Source organism: Microbispora sp. NBRC 16548 (genome assembly GCF_030268985.1).
GTDB classification, from domain to species: Bacteria; Actinomycetota; Actinomycetes; order Streptosporangiales; family Streptosporangiaceae; genus Microbispora; species Microbispora catharanthi.
Genome location: NZ_BSSF01000020.1, coordinates 28,404 through 43,345 on the forward strand (window position 1 = coordinate 28,404; position 14,942 = coordinate 43,345).

Here is a 14,942-nt window from a genome sequence, read left to right on the forward strand (position 1 = left end):
GACGGCCGCCTGATACAGCCCTCGTCGTGAGTAGGTGCCTACTCTTGAACGGCTTGCCCGGGGCCCCTCACCATCGCCGCATGAGAGCACTTCGGTGGACGCGACGCCGGCGGATCTGGGCTCTGCCGGTGGTGCTCGTCGTGATCGCGCTGGCCGGCTGCGATCCGCAGGCGGACGAGGGCGCGGCCCCGGACGCGTCCGGGGCCGCGGTGACCGGCGGCGTAAACGGCGTAAACGGCGTGAACGGCGTGAACGGCGTGAACGGAGCGGGTTCCGGAGCGGGTTCCGGAGGCGGCGGGGGAAACGGGCGCAGAACCGGGCACTTCACCCTCACGTCCGGCCCGACGCTGGACGGCGACTTCAGCGGCCCCCAGGGTACGGCGGGCGGCGGCAGCGTCTGCGTGACGCTGTCCAGCCCCGTCCCCGGCGAGGTGCGGGTCGTCCGGGTGAGTCTGGCGCAGGACGGCCCGGGGCGGATGGTCGCCGAGCCCGGGGGTTACCCGTGTGCGTACGCGTTGAACGGCTCGTCCGCTTCCTGTGAGGGGACTGTGCTCTCACCGGGGGGATCCGTCTGCCGGTTCGGGCTCGACGGAGAAGGAGACGCCGACTCGAAGGCCCGGCTGGTCTTGACGCTGGAGCGGACATGCGTCGACCACGACGCCCCCGTCTGCGACGGCATTCCCGCGTCCCCCTCGCCCGCCCATCCGGCCGTCGTGACCTGGAAATACGCCCTCACGTACTACTACTGTTCCGATCCGTCCGAAGGCTTCTCCGGCATCCGCAGCACCCCCTGCCCCCCGCCGTCGGGGCCGCCCGACCAGCTCGCGCCCACCACGCCGATCCCCACCGACGAGCCCACCACGCCGGTCCCCACCGATCAGGCGCCCACCGATCAGGTGCCCACGGACGAGCCGACACAGGGGTGAGGCCATGACGGAGGAGAAGGAAGAGGAGACGGCGCAGCCGAGCGCGCTCGAACGCAGGTTCGCCGCGTTCGCGCAGGCCGTGGGCATCGGCGCGCTGCCGCCGAGCATCGCAGTCGGTCTGCTCTTCTACTTCGGGTACGTCTCCAGCCGCCGCCGCTTCGCCCTGTTCGGCCTTGACCTCGACATGCTCGATCTGTCGACGCAGGCGGTGCTGCTGTACGGCTCGGAGGCACTGTGGTTCCCCCTGGCCGCGCTGTTCCTCGCCGCACTCCTGGCCCTGTGGGGCCACGTCGAGATCAACCGCCTCGTACGGCGTCGTCGCCGCGCGTCGATCGACGACCCCGCCATGCGGTCGCCCGCGCTGACGCTAACGGGATCGGCGTTACTCGTGGTGGCCGTCCTCCTGATCGCCAGGGGTGCGGCGGGGACGCTCGCCCCCGACGTCGCCGCCGGCGAGACGCCCGGGACCAGCGCGCTCTGCCTCGGCGCCGGGACCCTGCTCGGCGCCTACGGCCGCTGGCTGGTCACGTGGCGCCGCGTCCATCGGCAGCGGTTGCTCGAACGAGCCGCGGCCGCGGCCGTCGTCTCGCTGGCGGTCGCGAGCCTGTTCTGGGCCAGCGCCAGCTACGCGATCGCGTACGGCAGGAGCCGCGCGGCCGACTTCGTCACCGGCCTCGACCGCCGGCCCGAGGTCGTGCTCGACACCACCGAGCCGCTCGATCTGGGGCCCGAGTTCGCCGGCGTCACGGAGTCGAGACTCCCCGAGGCCAAGGGCCGCAGGTTCGCCTACCGCTACCGCCGCCTTCGCCTGCTCACCGAGTCTGGCGGCCACCTGTTCCTGATCTCAGCCGAATGGCCGACCGGCCCCCGTTGGCCCCTCATCTGGCGGGGCGGCGGCACGCTCGTCGTCCCGTACGACGATCACGTCCGGCTGTCGTTCCTGCCGTACGCCGGCCCCTGAGATTCAGCGGGGGGACAGGCGCTTGAGCACCTCGTCGTGGAGCAGGCCGTTGGTGCAGACGAGGTTGCCGCCGTCGAGGGGCGGGGTGCCGTCGAGCGAGGTGCAGGAGCCGCCGGCCTCCTCCACGATGATCGTGAGCGCGGCCATGTCCCAGGGGGACAGCTCGGGCTCGGCGGAGATGTCCGCCGCGCCCTCGGCGACCATCATGTGCGACCAGAAGTCGCCGTAGCCGCGGGTGCGCCAGCAGTCCCTCGTGAGGTCGAGGAACGGGTCGAGCCGTCCGGCCTTCTCCCATTCCTCTAGGTCGGAGAAGGAGAAGGAGGCGTCGTCGAGGCGGCCGACCGAGGACACCTCGCAGCGCGTGGCCTTGCTCAGACTCCGCCCGGTCCACGCGCCGCTCTCCTTGGCGGCCCACCAGCGGCGGCCGAGCGCCGGGGCCGAGACCACGCCCACGACGACCTTGCCGTGCTCCATCAGCGCGATCAGCGTGGCCCACACGGGGACTCCGCGTACGTAGTTCTTGGTGCCGTCGATCGGGTCGACGATCCAGGAGCGCATGCCGTAGCCGGTCATCCCGAACTCCTCGCCCACGACGGCGTCGCGGGGCCGGGCGCGGCGCAGCGTGCCGCGGATCGCCTCCTCCACGGCCCGGTCGGCGTCGCTGACCGGGGTGAGGTCGGGCTTGGTGTCGACCTTGAGGTCCACGGCCTTGAAACGGCGCATCGTGATGTCGTCGGCGGCGTCCGCCAGCAGATGCGCGAGGTGCAGGTCGTCGCGGTACTCCGTCACAGGCCCAACGTATCGTGCCGCGACCTGCTCACATCAGAGGAAGGATCGCTCCATACCGTACCAGCCGGTAACATCCCGGCCATGGACATCGGCGCCTTCATGCTCGACAGCGTCCCGTTCGCGCGGCTGCTGGGCATCACGTTCGACTCGATCGGCGGCGGTGCGGCGGTCGCCCGCCTGGCCGACCGGGGAGACCTGCACAACCACGTGGGCGGCCCGCACGCCGGCGCCCTGTTCACGCTGGCCGAGACCGCCTCGGGCGCGGCCATGCTGTCGGCCTTCGGCGACCAGTTGTCCCGGGCCGTGCCGCTGGCGACCGAGGCGAGGATCGGCTACCGCAAGCTCGCCATGGGCGAGGTCACGGCCGCCGCCACCCTCCGGGCCGAGCGGGAGGCGGTCGTCGCCCGGCTGGACGCGGGGGAGCGGCCCGAGTTCGAGGTCGCCGTCGAGATCCGCAACGCCGAAGACGTCGTCGTCTCGGAGATGACCGTCTCCTGGACCCTGCGCCCCAACCGCAAGGGGTGACCCCTCACTCGGCCAGCAGGTCGTCCGGTGAGGAACGGGCGAGACCGGCGAGGGTGGCCAGGGCGCGTGACAGCGTCTCGGCCGGAGGTGAGGCAAGGCCGAGGCGGACGGCGTTCGGCGTGCGGTTGTCGCCGACGGCGAAGGCCGCCGCCGGAGTGACGGCGATGCCGTGCCGCGCGGCGGCGGCCACGAACGTGTCGGCCCGCCACGGAGGCGGCAGCTCCCACCAGCAGTAGTAGGACCGGGGATCGCCGCGGACGGCGAAGTCGCCCAGGTGGCGCGTCGCGATCTCCTGCCGGGCCTCGGCGTCCCGCCGCTTGCCCCGGCTCAGCGATTCCACGACGCCGTCGCCGGCCAGCCGGGCCGCCGCCTCCAGCGCGAACCGCGGCGGCGCGGAGCCTCCCGAATGCAGCGCCGCGGTCACGTTGGGGACGACGGCCTCGGGCACGACGGCGAATCCGACGGTCAGCCCCGGCGCGAGCCGCTTGGAGAGGCTGTCGACGAGGATCGTGCGCTCGGGGGCCACGGCGGCCAGCGGGGGCAGCTCGTCCCGGAGGAACGACCAGATGCCGTCCTCGATCGCGGGCACGTCCAGCCGCGCGAGCACGGCCGCGAGCTCGGCGCGGCGCCCGACCGGCATGGTGAGCGACAACGGGTTGTGCAGCGTCGGCTGGAGGTAGACCGCTCTCAGCGGTGCCTTGCGGGCGGCGGCCTCCACCGCCTCGGGCACCAGGCCCGCCTCGTCGACCGGCAGGGGCACGAGGGTGACCCCGAGCCGGGTGGCGATCGTCTTCACGACGGGATAGGTGAGCTCCTCGACGCCCAGTCGCCCACCCGGCGGGACCAGCGCGGCGATGACGGCCGCGATCGCCTGGCGTCCGTTGCCGGCGAAGAGCAGCCGCGCCGGGTCGGGGCGCCAGCCGGCGCGGGCGAGCAGGTCCGCGACGGCCTCGCGAGCGTCGGGAGTGCCGGCCGCGCCCACCGGCCGCATGGACGCCTCCAGCACATCGGGGCGCAGCAGCGGCCTGATGCCGTCCCCGAGCAGGCGGACCTGCTCGGGGATGACGGGATAGTTGAGTTCGAGGTCGATCCTGGTGCCGCTCGGTTCGGCCAGGGCGGTCCCGGGACGCCGGGCGGAGGCGCGTACGAAGGTGCCGCGGCCGACCTCGCCGACCGTCAGGCCGCGGCGGGTCAGCTCCGCGTAGACGCGCGCCGCCGTGGAGCCGGCGATGCCGCGCCGCCGCGCGAAGTCCCGCTGCGGAGGCAGCCGGTCTCCCGGCCTGAGCCGCCCGGCCGCGATGTCCGCGGCCACCTCGTCGGCCAGCTCCCGGTAGTCCTCCACCGCCGCCTCCTCTCCGCGCCAACGGTGAACGCATCCAAACACACTATTGCTCCGAGAGCAATAGTGAATATTGCATTCTTTGTGAGCGGTGCAATAGCCTGAGAAAAGCCGTCCGGACCGGCACTGATGAACTGCGAGGAGAGGGCGGCGTCATGGTCGAGACGAACGCGGTGCTGGGGGTCGTGTCCGTGGCGCTCGGAATGGTGCTTTCGCCCGGCCCGAACATGATGTATCTCGTGTCGCGCAGCATCAGTCAGGGACGCCGGGCCGGAATCATCTCGCTGAGCGGAGTCGTCGCGGGATTCCTCGTCTATCTGACGGCGACGAATCTCGGCCTGGCGGCGCTGTTCGCCGCGTTTCCCCAGGTTCTCACCGCGATACGGCTGGCCGGAGCGGCTTACCTGATATGGCTCGCCTGGAAGACGATCAGGCCCGGCGGCGCATCGGTGTTCACCGTGCGGGACGTGCCGCACGACCCGCCGCCCCGGCTTTTCGCCATGGGACTGATGACGAACCTGCTCAACCCGAAGATCGCCATTCTGTATATCTCCGTCATTCCGCAGTTCGTCGATATCCGAGCGGGGAACGTGCTTTTCCAGGGCGTCGTTCTCGGCCTTTTCCAGATCGCGGTGGCCGCGACGGTGAACCTGTCGATCGTGCTGGCCGCCGGAAGCGTCGCCGGTTTCCTGGCGCACCGGCCGGCGTGGCTGCGAGCCCAGCGGATCGCCATGGGGAGCATGCTCGGAGCGCTCGCCGTAATGCTCGCCTTCAGCCGGAGCGCGTCGTTCTGATCCTCGTCGGCCTAGTCTTCGTCGGCAGAGCCCTCGCGGCTGGCGAGCAGCCGCCGCAGGGACTCCAGGCGCGCCGGATCCGCGTGCCCCTCCGCGACGTAGCGGTCGAGGGCGCAGTCGTCGCCGAGGTGGGTGCAGCCCTTGGGGCATTCGGCGGTGGCGTCCACCAGGTCGGGAAAGGCGGCGAGCACGGTCTCCACCGAGATGTGGGCGAGCCCGAAGCTGCGTACGCCGGGGGTGTCGATGATCCAGCCGCCCTCCGGCAGTTCCAGGGCGACCGCGGAGGTGGAGGTGTGCCTGCCCCGGCCGGTCACGGCGTTTACGTGGGACACGGCCCGGCGGGCGTGCGGCACCAGCGCGTTGACCAGGGTCGACTTGCCGACCCCCGAGTGGCCGACGAGCACGCTGATGCGGTCCGCGAGCGCCTCGCCCAGGTCGTCGAGCGGACCGCCCTTGCGGACGACCACGTACGGCACGCCGAGGGGCTCGTACAGCGCCACGAGGTCCTCGGCGGGGGCCAGGTCGGCCTTGGTGAGACACAGCAGCGGCTCGATGTCGGCGTCGAAGGCCGCGACGAGCATCCGGTCGATCATCCGGGGACGTGGCGGGGGATCGGCGAGCGCGGTGACGATGACCAACTGGTCGGCGTTGGCGACGATGGGGCGCTCGATGTCGTCCACGTCGTCGGCGCTGCGGCGCAGCATCGCGGTGCGCTCCTCCACGCGGACGATGCGCGCCAGCGTGTCGGGCTGCCCGGTCACGTCGCCGACCAGCGCCACGCGGTCGCCCACGACGATGCCCTTGCGGCCGAGCTCGCGGGCCTTCATCGCCACGACGAGCGTCCGCTCGCCCCTCCGCTTCTTCGGCGTCGTGGAGCGGGGGACGCCCTCGCCGACCAGGCAGGTGTAACGCCCGCGGTCGACGGCCACCACGAAGCCCTCGACGGCCTCGCTGTGGGCAGGCCGGATCCGGGTCCGGGGCCGTGAGCCCTTGCCCGGCCTGACCCTGACGTCGTCCTCGTCGTAATGCCGCTTTCTCAGTGTCCGCGCCCCGATCGCCCGGCGGGAACCAACCCGCCGCTCATGCCGTCTCCTCGCCTGGCGGCTCGGAGTTCGGTCGTGCCGGAGGCACGCAGGTCGATACTTCCCGAATCGCGCTGTGCTTACTGATTCGCTCGCTCCGCTCGCTCATGCCGTCTCCTCGCTGCCCAGCATCGCGGCCCACATGCGCGGGAACTCGGGCAGCGTCTTGGCGGTCGTCGCGATGTCCTCGACCTCGACGCCCGGCACGGCCAGGCCGATGACCGCGCCCGCCGTGGCCATGCGGTGGTCGGCGTACGAGTGGAAGACGCCGCCGGCCAGCGGCCGGGGGTGGATGTCCAGGCCGTCGTCGGTCTCCCGGGCGTCGCCGCCCAGCCGGTTGATCTCCTTGGCCAGGGCGGTGATCCGGTCGGTCTCGTGCCCCCGGATGTGCGCCACGCCCCGGATGCGGGACGGTCCGTCGGCCAGCGCGGCCAGCGCGGCGATCGTGGGGGTGAGCTCGCTGACGTCGCGCAGGTCGGCGTCGATGCCCCGCACCCGCCCCTCGCCGGTCACCCGCAGGCCCTCCGGCACCCGCTCGACCCGCGCGCCCATCTCGGCGAGCAGCCCGCGAAGCGCGTCGCCGCCCTGCGTCGTCTCCTCCGGCCAGTCCGGCACGACGACGGAGCCTCCGGTCACCAGGGCCGCCGCGAGGAAGGGAGCGGCGTTGGACAGGTCGGGCTCGACCGTGACGTCCCTGGCCCGGATCGGGCCGGGCTGCACCCGCCACACGTCGCGCTCGGAGTCGTCCACCTCGACTCCCGCCTGGCGCAGCATCTGCACGGTCATCTCGATGTGCGGCATCGACGGGACGGGCGGGCCGCTGTGCCGCACCGTCACGCCCTTCTCGAAGCGCGGGGCGGCCAGCAGCAGGCCGGAGATCATCTGGGAGGAGACCGACGCGTCGAGGGTGACCTCGCCGCCCGGGATCGGCCCGCGGATCGTGAACGGCAGCGCGTCGTTGTCCACCGACGCGCCGAGCGCGCGCAGCGCGCCCAGGATCGGGCCCATCGGCCGTTTACGCGCGTGCGGGTCGCCGTCGAAGAAGACCGGTCCGTCGGCCAGCGCGGCGACCGGGGGCACGAACCGCATGACGGTCCCGGCCAGCCCGACGTCGACCGACGCCCCGCCGCGTACGGGATGAGGGGTCACCGACCAGTCCACGCTGTCGGCGCTCTCGTTGGACGGCGTCATCTCGGCGCCGAGCGAGCGCAGCGCGGCCGTCATCAGGTCGGCGTCGCGGCTGCGCAGCGCGAGCCGTACGGTGCCGGGGGCGTCGGCCAGCGCGGCGAGCAGCAGCGCGCGGTTGGTCACCGACTTCGAGCCGGGCAGGCGCACCGTCGCACGGACCGGCTCGGCGGCCACCGGGGCGGGCCAGAGCGGTGCGGCGGCGTTCTTCTCGACGCCGTTCTGATCGATGCCGTGCGGTACGGCGCCGCCGGACGCGGACTGCGGAGAGGCCATGCCGCAAGCTTAGTGCGCGCACGCTCGTCCGCACCGTCGTGAGAGCGCGTGCGGCCCGCGCGAGTGGCAGTCTTGTGGCATGTGCGGGAGGTACGCGTCTGCGCGCAAGAAGCAGGAGTTGCTGGAGGAGTTCCAGGTCGAGCTGGACGGGGTGCCCGACCAGGTGCCCGGTGGCGAGCTCCGGCCCGACTACAACGTCGCGCCCACGAAGAACGTCTACGCGGTCATGTGCCGCGTGCCGAAGGACGACGGCGGCGAGAGCCCGGGCGACGAGCCCGTCAGGCAGCTGCGGGTGGTCCGGTGGGGGCTCGTGCCGAGCTGGGCCAAGGACCCGTCGGTGGGCTCGCGGATGATCAACGCCAGGGTGGAGACCGTGGCGGAGAAGCCGTCCTACCGCAGGGCGCTGAAGTCGCGCCGCTGCCTGATCCCGGCGGACGGCTACTACGAGTGGATGCCGCTGGAGGGCAAGAAGAAGCAGCCGTTCTTCATCCACCCCGCCGACGGCGGCGTGCTGGCGATGGCCGGCCTGTACGAGTTCTGGAAGGACCCCACCCGCCCGGACGACGACCCGCTGAAGTGGCTGTGCACCTGCACGGTGATCACCACCACGGCGACGGACAAGCTGGGCCGCATCCACGACCGGATGCCGATGATGGTCGAGCGCGACCGCTGGACGGAGTGGCTCGACCCGCGCGTGACCGACCCCACCGGCCTGCTCGTCCCGGCCGGCCCGGACCGGCTGGAGGCGTACGCCGTGGCGGACGCCGTCAACAGCGTCCGCCACAACGGCCCCGAGCTTCTCGAGCCCCTGGAAGGTGACGACGTCCCGCGCCTGCTCTGAACGGTCCCCGAACGGGACGTTCCCGGCCCGGACGCGGGCGGAGCCGTTCTCGTTGTCCTAAGGCGGACAACCTGTTGATCGGAGTCAGGGCCGGACGTACGCTCCGGTGGCGCTTGCACGACATGTACGTAACCCGCCACTCTCAGTCATTTGGAGCGTTACATGTCCCTGACGAACGACCTCACGCGCACACCGGCCGAGCCGAGAACGGTCGGCTTCGGACCGCTGAAGGCGACGGTCGACTACACGAAGCTACGTCTCCTCCCCGAGAGCAAGTACCCCGAATACTTCAACCGTGTCTACCGCCTGTTCACCGGGCTGGAGATCGACGTCTGGCCCCAGATCGCGCAGTACCAGGGCGAGGACAAGCTCTGGCTGGCCCACGCCCTCCACGTGTACGGCACCAACCTGGACGTGCTCCCCGAGGACTTCGACCACACCGCCGCGGTGAGCCGCCTGATAGGCCGGGCGACGCTGCGTACGGCCATGCCGGGCGCCGAGAACGACGCGTTCGAACGGGAGGTGCTGCGGGCGAGCGGATGGGTGTCGGCGGCGGTCGTCCGGAAACTCGCCCCGCCCGACAGCGCGTTGGCAGCGAAGCTGAACCTCATCTACAACCCCCCGGGCTCCGAACGGGACGGCGAGGGGAGGACGAAGGTCGGGCCGCTGCAGGCGAACGTGCTCAAGGAGCTGGCCGACCTGCTGGCGAAGGTGGTCGACGAGCAGCTCCGGCACTGGGCGCCGCCCACGGGCACGCAGGCCGAGCCGGAGTCACTCGATCACCTCAGGCGCATCGCCGAATTCCTCCAGATGTTCGTCACCGTCGGACTCCGGCCGTACGCGGACGCCTGGGAGGCCGGGCCGTACTTCGACGGCTTCCGTTACGGCGAACGCCTGCAGAGCACCTGGGAGCTGCCCGCCGGGCCCGCCGAGCGGCTGAACTGGATGATGAACAGGGCGCAGGCGGTCGGCTGGGACAAGCAACGAGGGGCGCTGCTCGCCAAGGCGAACTACGACGCCACCCGTTCCGGCGACCGGGAGACGCTGCGCGCCCTGCTAGAGGAGCGCCTGTCGACCGACGCGACCCTGAGCAGGAGGGTCGGCGCCATGATCAAGCTGACCGCGGCGCACAGCGGAGGCGAGGGCAACATCTCCGTGCAGCCGATCTTCCCGAGTCCTGTGTGGGGGACGAAGTCCGACTGGCGCTGGCGGGTGATCAGAACGCTCGTGCACGAGTTGATGCACCGGCTCACCCACCCCCGCTTCAGGGAGACGGCGGACGGGATCCGGCACAGCCAGATCATCAGCGAGGGCTTCGTCGACCTGCTGACCGTGGACGTCTACACCCAGCTCTGGGACGCGGTGTCCAGGTCGGGCAGGGGTGCGCAGGTCCTGCTCAAGGGTCTCGACGTGACCAAGGAGCCGGACCCGTCGTTCCTGAAGGTCGGCTACGGCGAGGCAGGGGCCTCAGCGGCGGCGATCCGTGACCTCGTGGGCGACGACAACGTCCGCGCGGCCTTCTTCCTCGGCGCGACGCACCTCATCGGCCTGCCCACGCGCCTGTGAACCCACACCTGTGAGCCCGCACCCGGGGCGGCTGCCGAGCAGGTCAGGGGTGTAAGCGGCGCGCGAAGTGGGCATCCGTTCGAGAAAGCGGTCGCACGGCAGGTGACCGGCCGCTGACCGTCCAGGGGACCGGGGGCTCCTGGACGGGTGATTCCCCCACTCCCGGAGGTGCGGATCCGTGGACGTCGCGACCGCGCGTATGCGCCTGGAAAGCATGCTCGCCGAGCTCGACCGGTCGATCAGCGTGCTGCGTGGGGATCCGGCCGGGCGTGACAGGTCCCTCGCCGACGCGGGAGCCGACCTCACCGACGCCGACCGGACCCGGGCCATGCTCGACGCCGCGTCCCGGCAGCGTACGGCCGTGCTGGCCGCGCTGCGGCGGCTGGACGACGGCGGTTACGGCCGCTGCGTCGACTGCGGCACGCTCGTGCCGGAGGGCAGGCTGGAGGCCCGCCCCGAGGCGGCCCGCTGCGTGCAGTGCCAGTCACGGGCCGAGCGCCGCCGGTGACCCGCGCGAGCGCCTGCCCGAGCGCCGTTCTGGAGAGCGTTCACATCGGCTTGCGGGCGCTGGCCACCAGGTGGATGCCGACCGTGTCGTCGCCGTCGGCCTGGGTCTCGAGCTCGGTGCGGACCAGCCAGGACAGCGACTTGCTCTCCGAGCTCAGCACGTGGTCGACGGTGGAGGGGGACAGCACGGTGCGCGGGCGCACCCACTCCACCTCGAGGCCGGCGCCGGTGATCAGCTCGCGTATCTGCTGACTGGTGAAGCAGCGGGTGATGCTGCCGTCGGGCCAGGGGATGAGCATGACCTCGCCCGTCTGGCACAGGTGCGCCCAGTAGTTCTGCTCGGCCAGGATCGCCATCCCGAGGACCAGCGAGTCGACGCACAGCAGCGCGCGCCCGCCGGGCCGCAGCACCCGGGCCACGTCCTCGATGACGGACTCCGCCATGATCTCGACCGACAGCACGCGCTCCTCGGCGATCACGCCGTCCACGCAGCCGTCGGGCAGGAAGCCGAGGTCGTCGGCGCGCACCTTCTGTATGCGGTCGGAGGCGTCGCGCAACCACGGTTCCGCCGGCCTGCGGAAGTCCATGACCTCGATCACCCGGTGACCGGCGCGCGCCGCCTGGGCCGGCCAGCGCCCCCGTCCGCCGGACAGGTCCAGCAGGAGGGAGGGGCGGCCGGGCAGCCACTGGCGCAGCTGTTCGGCGACGACCGCGTGATAAAAGGTCCAGTACGGCCCGAGTGTGCCCGAGCCGTTGAGTTCGTTGGCCGGTATAGGCAGCACGAGCGGCTCCTGGACTCTGGCTGCCCCGCGCCTGGGCGTGCGGCAGCGAAACTCGGTTTCCGGGCTACCAAGCCGGTGCTTGCTTTTTTCCCCGCACCGGGTCGTTCGTCACCTCAATCTGCACCGGGAACAGACTCTACGCCCGCCCTGTTGCAGTTGGGCATGAAGACGTTGGTGCTGCCAGAAGGCCTCGACGGGCTGGACGTTGCCGGGCCGGTATCCTCGGCTGGGTACGGTGTCCTTAAGGGGGTGGGTCCGGTCTCCAAGACAGCCGAGGAGACTCTGGAGCAGCGCAGCGAGCGGTTCGAGCGCGACGTCATGCCGTTTCTCGACCAACTGTACTCGGCCGCGCTCCGGATGACCCGAAACGCAGCGGATGCGGAGGATCTCCTGCAGGAGACCTTCGCCAAGGCGTTCGCCTCCTTCCACCAGTTCCAGGAGGGGACGAACCTCAAGGCCTGGCTCTACCGCATCCTCACCAACACGTTCATCAACAGCTACCGGAAGAAGCAACGGGAGCCCAAGCAGGCGGGCACCGAGGAGATCGAGGACTGGCAGCTCGCCCGGGCGGAGTCGCACACGTCCAGCGGGCTGAAGTCGGCCGAGATCGAGGCGCTCGAGCACCTTCCCGACAGCGACGTGAAGGACGCTCTCGCCGCGCTCCCCGAGGAGTTCCGCATCGCCGTCTATCTGGCGGACGTTGAGGGCTTCCCGTACAAGGAGATCGCCGAGATCATGGGCACGCCCATCGGGACCGTGATGTCGCGCCTCCACCGGGGCCGCCGGCAGCTGCGCAACCAGCTCGAGGACTACGCGCGCGATCGCGGCCTCGTGCGGTCGGACTCCCGCGGTGCGGGTCTCGGCGGGACGCTTGGCGAGGAGGAGCGATGAGCTGCGGGAACCACCACGACACCCCGTGTAGCGAGGTGCTCGACCGGGTGTACACCTACCTGGACGGTGAGCTGGACAGCGACCGCATCTCCGAGATAAGGAAGCACCTCGACGAGTGCTCTCCCTGCCTGGAGGAGTACGGCCTCGAGGAGGCCGTCAAGCGGCTCGTGGCCAAACACTGCGGGTGCGACCCTGTCCCGCAGGATCTGCGCAGCAAGGTGCTCACCCGGATCGAGCAGGTACGCGCCGAGATGGCCGACTAGTTCGGCGGTTCCGAGGGGGCGACGGCCGGGTGGCACGGCCATTCGCCGCATCCTGCCCCCGCGAGGCGCGCCTCCATCGTGGGGGGCGTGATCGGGCCGTGCCGGGGCAATGCTCGTTAGGATCTTCCGTTACAGGCCGGGAAGGGCGGGGACATGCGGGCACTGGTCACGGGCGGGGCGGGGTTCATCGGATCGACCCTCGTCGATCGGCTGTTGGGGGACGGCCACGAGGTCGCGGTGGTGGACGACCTGTCGTCCGGCCACGTGCGCAACCCCGACGCCCCCCTCCACGTCATGGACGTGCGCGACCCGGCGCTCGCGGAGCTCGCCGAACGCTGGCGGCCGGAGGTCGTCTGTCACCTCGCCGCGCAGATCAGCGTGCGCAGGAGCGTGGCCGACCCGGTGACCGACGCCGGGATCAACGTCGAGGGCACGGTGAACGTCCTGGAGGCCGCCCGCCGCGCCGGGGCCCGCAAGGTCGTCTACTCGTCCTCGGTCGCCGTCTACGGCAGGCCGGCCGTGATTCCCGTCCCGGGCGACGCCCCCACCGATCCCCGCTCGCCGTACGCCGCCTCCAAACTCGGCGGCGAGCTGTACCTCGCCACCTACCGGGCGCTGCACGGGCTCGAATACACCACGCTCGTGCTGTCGAACGTCTACGGGCCGCGCCAGTCGCCCGAGGGCGAGGCCGGGGTGGTCGCCATCTTCACCGACGCCCTGCTGGCGGGAAAGCCCACGGTCGTGTACGGCGACGGCTCCCAGACGCGCGACTACGTCTTCGTCGAGGACGTGGTGGACGGCTTCGCCCGCGCCTGCGGGCCCCACGGCGACGGCCGCCGTGTCAACCTCGGCACCGGCGTCCAGACCACCGACCGTGAGCTGCACAGCCTGATCGCCGCGGCGGCCGGAGCGCCGGACGAGCCCCGCTTCGAGCCTCCTCGCATGGGCGACCTCCCCGCGATGGCCGTCGACCCCGCCCCGGCGTACGAGGCCCTCGGCTGGCGTCCCCGGCACGACCTGCCCACGGGCCTCAAGGCCACCGTCGAATGGGCCCGCCAGGCGCTCGTCTGATCGCGTGCGCCGGTTGAACCGCCGCACATGGCGGGACGTCTCAGCAGTGTGATGCGTTCGCGCCGGACCGCCGTCCTCGTCGCCGCCGTCGCCGTGTGCGCGGGAGCCGTACCGGCCGCGTGCGCTCCAGAGCCGAGGGCGGTGCCGGACGCGTGCCCGCAGCGCTGGGGCGGCGAGGGCATCGGCGGCTGGGTGCCGGCCGCCGTGGATGTGGACGGCGCGGACGAGACGCTGGTGCCCGGCTCGCCCGTCCGGGCGCTGATCTGCGCCTATCCCGGCGTCAACATGGATCCGGGCGGCGAACGGCTTGCCGGGTCGCGGACGCTGACGGACCAGGCGGCGGCGATGGCCCGCGACCTCGCGTACCTGCCGGTGACCACCGAAGACGCCGACGGGCTCTGTACGGCGATGGGCGGGCCGATGACGAACTACCTGGTGCGGTTCGCGTACGCCGACGGCTCGGCGCTGTGGGTGGGCAGCGCCGAGGAGGTCAACTCCTGCGTCTCGACGACGAACGGCACGGTCCGCACCCGCTCGTACGTCGGGAAGGCCCTGACCGCCGCCTACCGGGAGGGGACGTGGCGGATCTCCCGGCCGGACGACCCCTGCCGGGGCGGCGGCGACCGGCGTGGACAGCAGGACAGCATGATTCCGGGGGATCCGCGGTGGGTCCTGGTGTGCCGCGGCGGGAACGTGAAGTGGCCGCCCCGGCGCGAGCACGGCGTGGCGGCGGCGCGGGAACTCGCGGCGGCGCTCAACGACCTGGACACCGTGCCGAGCGATCGCACGTGCCGTGGGAGAGGCGCGTCGGCGGTGGGTGACGACTATCGGCTCGTGTTCGGCTACGAGGAGGGGCCGCCCGCGGGCGTGCACATCCGGTACGGCTGCACGCCGAGCGTCGACAACGGCATGCTCCAGGCCGACGTGGACGACGACGTTCGTCGGCTGATGGCCCGGCTCGTCCCGTGAGAAGGCACTGACAAACCGGTGCAATTGCACGCCGTGTGATGGCTTGGTTACGGTTTGGCTGCGATGGTCGCGACATCCCGGACCGGCAGTCGGCCCTTCTGTAGCCTGAGTGCGACATCGACGTGGAGGCGGCGCAATGCTTGGGAAGACCGTCGTCAGGCTGATAGTGGCGCTG

Annotated in this window: 16 protein-coding genes; 11 read left to right on the plus strand and 5 right to left on the minus strand. The window is 71.6% G+C overall.

Annotated elements, in window-relative coordinates; all coding sequences use genetic code 11:
- Nucleotides 1–80 precede the first annotated feature (80 nt).
- Together QSK36_RS37795 and QSK36_RS37800 are read left to right on the plus strand one after the other, a co-directional pair.
- Complete coding sequence (locus QSK36_RS37795; RefSeq protein WP_285785695.1) at nt 81–926, plus strand: hypothetical protein; 846 nt, start codon at nt 81–83, stop codon at nt 924–926.
- A gap of 4 nt (nt 927–930) precedes the next feature.
- Nucleotides 931–1,887 (plus strand): hypothetical protein, encoded by a 957-nt coding sequence (locus tag QSK36_RS37800; RefSeq protein ID WP_285785696.1) that lies wholly within the window; start codon nt 931–933, stop codon nt 1,885–1,887.
- Nucleotides 1,888–1,890: 3 nt separating this feature from the next.
- Here QSK36_RS37800 and hisN read toward each other — a convergent pair whose 3' ends face one another.
- A complete protein-coding gene (hisN, locus tag QSK36_RS37805) occupies nt 1,891–2,676 on the minus strand; it encodes a histidinol-phosphatase (protein WP_183540870.1) in 786 nt (261 codons plus the stop codon).
- Between the two features lie 81 nt (nt 2,677–2,757).
- On the opposite strand from hisN, the gene QSK36_RS37810 reads away from it, so the two are divergent.
- Nucleotides 2,758–3,201, plus strand: a complete 444-nt coding sequence (locus tag QSK36_RS37810; RefSeq protein WP_183540868.1) for a DUF4442 domain-containing protein — start codon at nt 2,758–2,760, stop codon at nt 3,199–3,201.
- A gap of 4 nt (nt 3,202–3,205) precedes the next feature.
- Here QSK36_RS37810 and QSK36_RS37815 read toward each other — a convergent pair whose 3' ends face one another.
- Nucleotides 3,206–4,543 carry an aminotransferase-like domain-containing protein gene (locus QSK36_RS37815; protein WP_183540866.1) on the minus strand — a complete coding sequence of 446 codons (1,338 nt, stop codon included), beginning with the start codon at nt 4,541–4,543 and terminating at the stop codon, nt 3,206–3,208.
- Between the two features lie 182 nt (nt 4,544–4,725).
- Here QSK36_RS37815 and QSK36_RS37820 point away from each other — a divergent pair, with 182 nt between their 5' ends.
- Nucleotides 4,726–5,334 (plus strand): LysE family translocator, encoded by a 609-nt coding sequence (locus QSK36_RS37820; protein ID WP_285785697.1) that lies wholly within the window; start codon nt 4,726–4,728, stop codon nt 5,332–5,334.
- Between the two features lie 11 nt (nt 5,335–5,345).
- Here the strand turns inward: QSK36_RS37820 and rsgA are convergent, their stop codons facing one another.
- Nucleotides 5,346–6,374, minus strand: a complete 1,029-nt coding sequence (rsgA, locus tag QSK36_RS37825) for a ribosome small subunit-dependent GTPase A (RefSeq protein WP_285785745.1) — start codon at nt 6,372–6,374, stop codon at nt 5,346–5,348.
- A 147-nt stretch (nt 6,375–6,521) separates the two neighbouring features.
- Nucleotides 6,522–7,877 (minus strand): 3-phosphoshikimate 1-carboxyvinyltransferase, encoded by a 1,356-nt coding sequence (gene aroA / locus QSK36_RS37830; RefSeq protein ID WP_285785698.1) that lies wholly within the window; start codon nt 7,875–7,877, stop codon nt 6,522–6,524.
- Between the two features lie 79 nt (nt 7,878–7,956).
- Here aroA and QSK36_RS37835 point away from each other — a divergent pair, with 79 nt between their 5' ends.
- The 3 genes from QSK36_RS37835 to QSK36_RS37845 all read left to right on the plus strand — a co-directional run bounded on the left by QSK36_RS37835 (nt 7,957) and on the right by QSK36_RS37845 (nt 10,792).
- Nucleotides 7,957–8,718: an SOS response-associated peptidase gene (locus QSK36_RS37835; protein WP_285785699.1), complete on the plus strand. Its 762-nt coding sequence runs from the start codon at nt 7,957–7,959 to the stop codon at nt 8,716–8,718.
- 162 nt (nt 8,719–8,880) lie between these two features.
- Complete coding sequence (locus tag QSK36_RS37840) at nt 8,881–10,284, plus strand: hypothetical protein (RefSeq protein WP_285785700.1); 1,404 nt, start codon at nt 8,881–8,883, stop codon at nt 10,282–10,284.
- 178 nt (nt 10,285–10,462) lie between these two features.
- A complete protein-coding gene (locus QSK36_RS37845) occupies nt 10,463–10,792 on the plus strand; it encodes a TraR/DksA family transcriptional regulator (RefSeq protein WP_183540856.1) in 330 nt (109 codons plus the stop codon).
- 40 nt (nt 10,793–10,832) lie between these two features.
- On the opposite strand, the gene QSK36_RS37850 is transcribed toward QSK36_RS37845, so the two are convergent.
- Entirely contained in the window at nt 10,833–11,573 is a 741-nt protein-coding gene (locus QSK36_RS37850; protein WP_183540854.1) for a class I SAM-dependent methyltransferase, read from the minus strand.
- A gap of 249 nt (nt 11,574–11,822) precedes the next feature.
- Between QSK36_RS37850 and QSK36_RS37855 the strand changes: the two genes are divergently transcribed.
- The 4 genes from QSK36_RS37855 to QSK36_RS37870 all read left to right on the plus strand — a co-directional run bounded on the left by QSK36_RS37855 (nt 11,823) and on the right by QSK36_RS37870 (nt 14,767).
- Nucleotides 11,823–12,464 carry a sigma-70 family RNA polymerase sigma factor gene (locus tag QSK36_RS37855; RefSeq protein WP_142565707.1) on the plus strand — a complete coding sequence of 214 codons (642 nt, stop codon included), beginning with the start codon at nt 11,823–11,825 and terminating at the stop codon, nt 12,462–12,464.
- Complete coding sequence (gene rsrA, locus QSK36_RS37860; RefSeq protein WP_139580387.1) at nt 12,461–12,727, plus strand: mycothiol system anti-sigma-R factor; 267 nt, start codon at nt 12,461–12,463, stop codon at nt 12,725–12,727. The genes QSK36_RS37855 and rsrA overlap by 4 nt, the downstream gene beginning before the upstream one ends.
- Before the next feature lie 153 nt (nt 12,728–12,880).
- A complete protein-coding gene (locus QSK36_RS37865) occupies nt 12,881–13,798 on the plus strand; it encodes an NAD-dependent epimerase/dehydratase family protein (protein ID WP_183540851.1) in 918 nt (305 codons plus the stop codon).
- Between the two features lie 51 nt (nt 13,799–13,849).
- Nucleotides 13,850–14,767 (plus strand): hypothetical protein, encoded by a 918-nt coding sequence (locus tag QSK36_RS37870; RefSeq protein ID WP_285785701.1) that lies wholly within the window; start codon nt 13,850–13,852, stop codon nt 14,765–14,767.
- Nucleotides 14,768–14,942: the final 175 nt, after the last annotated feature.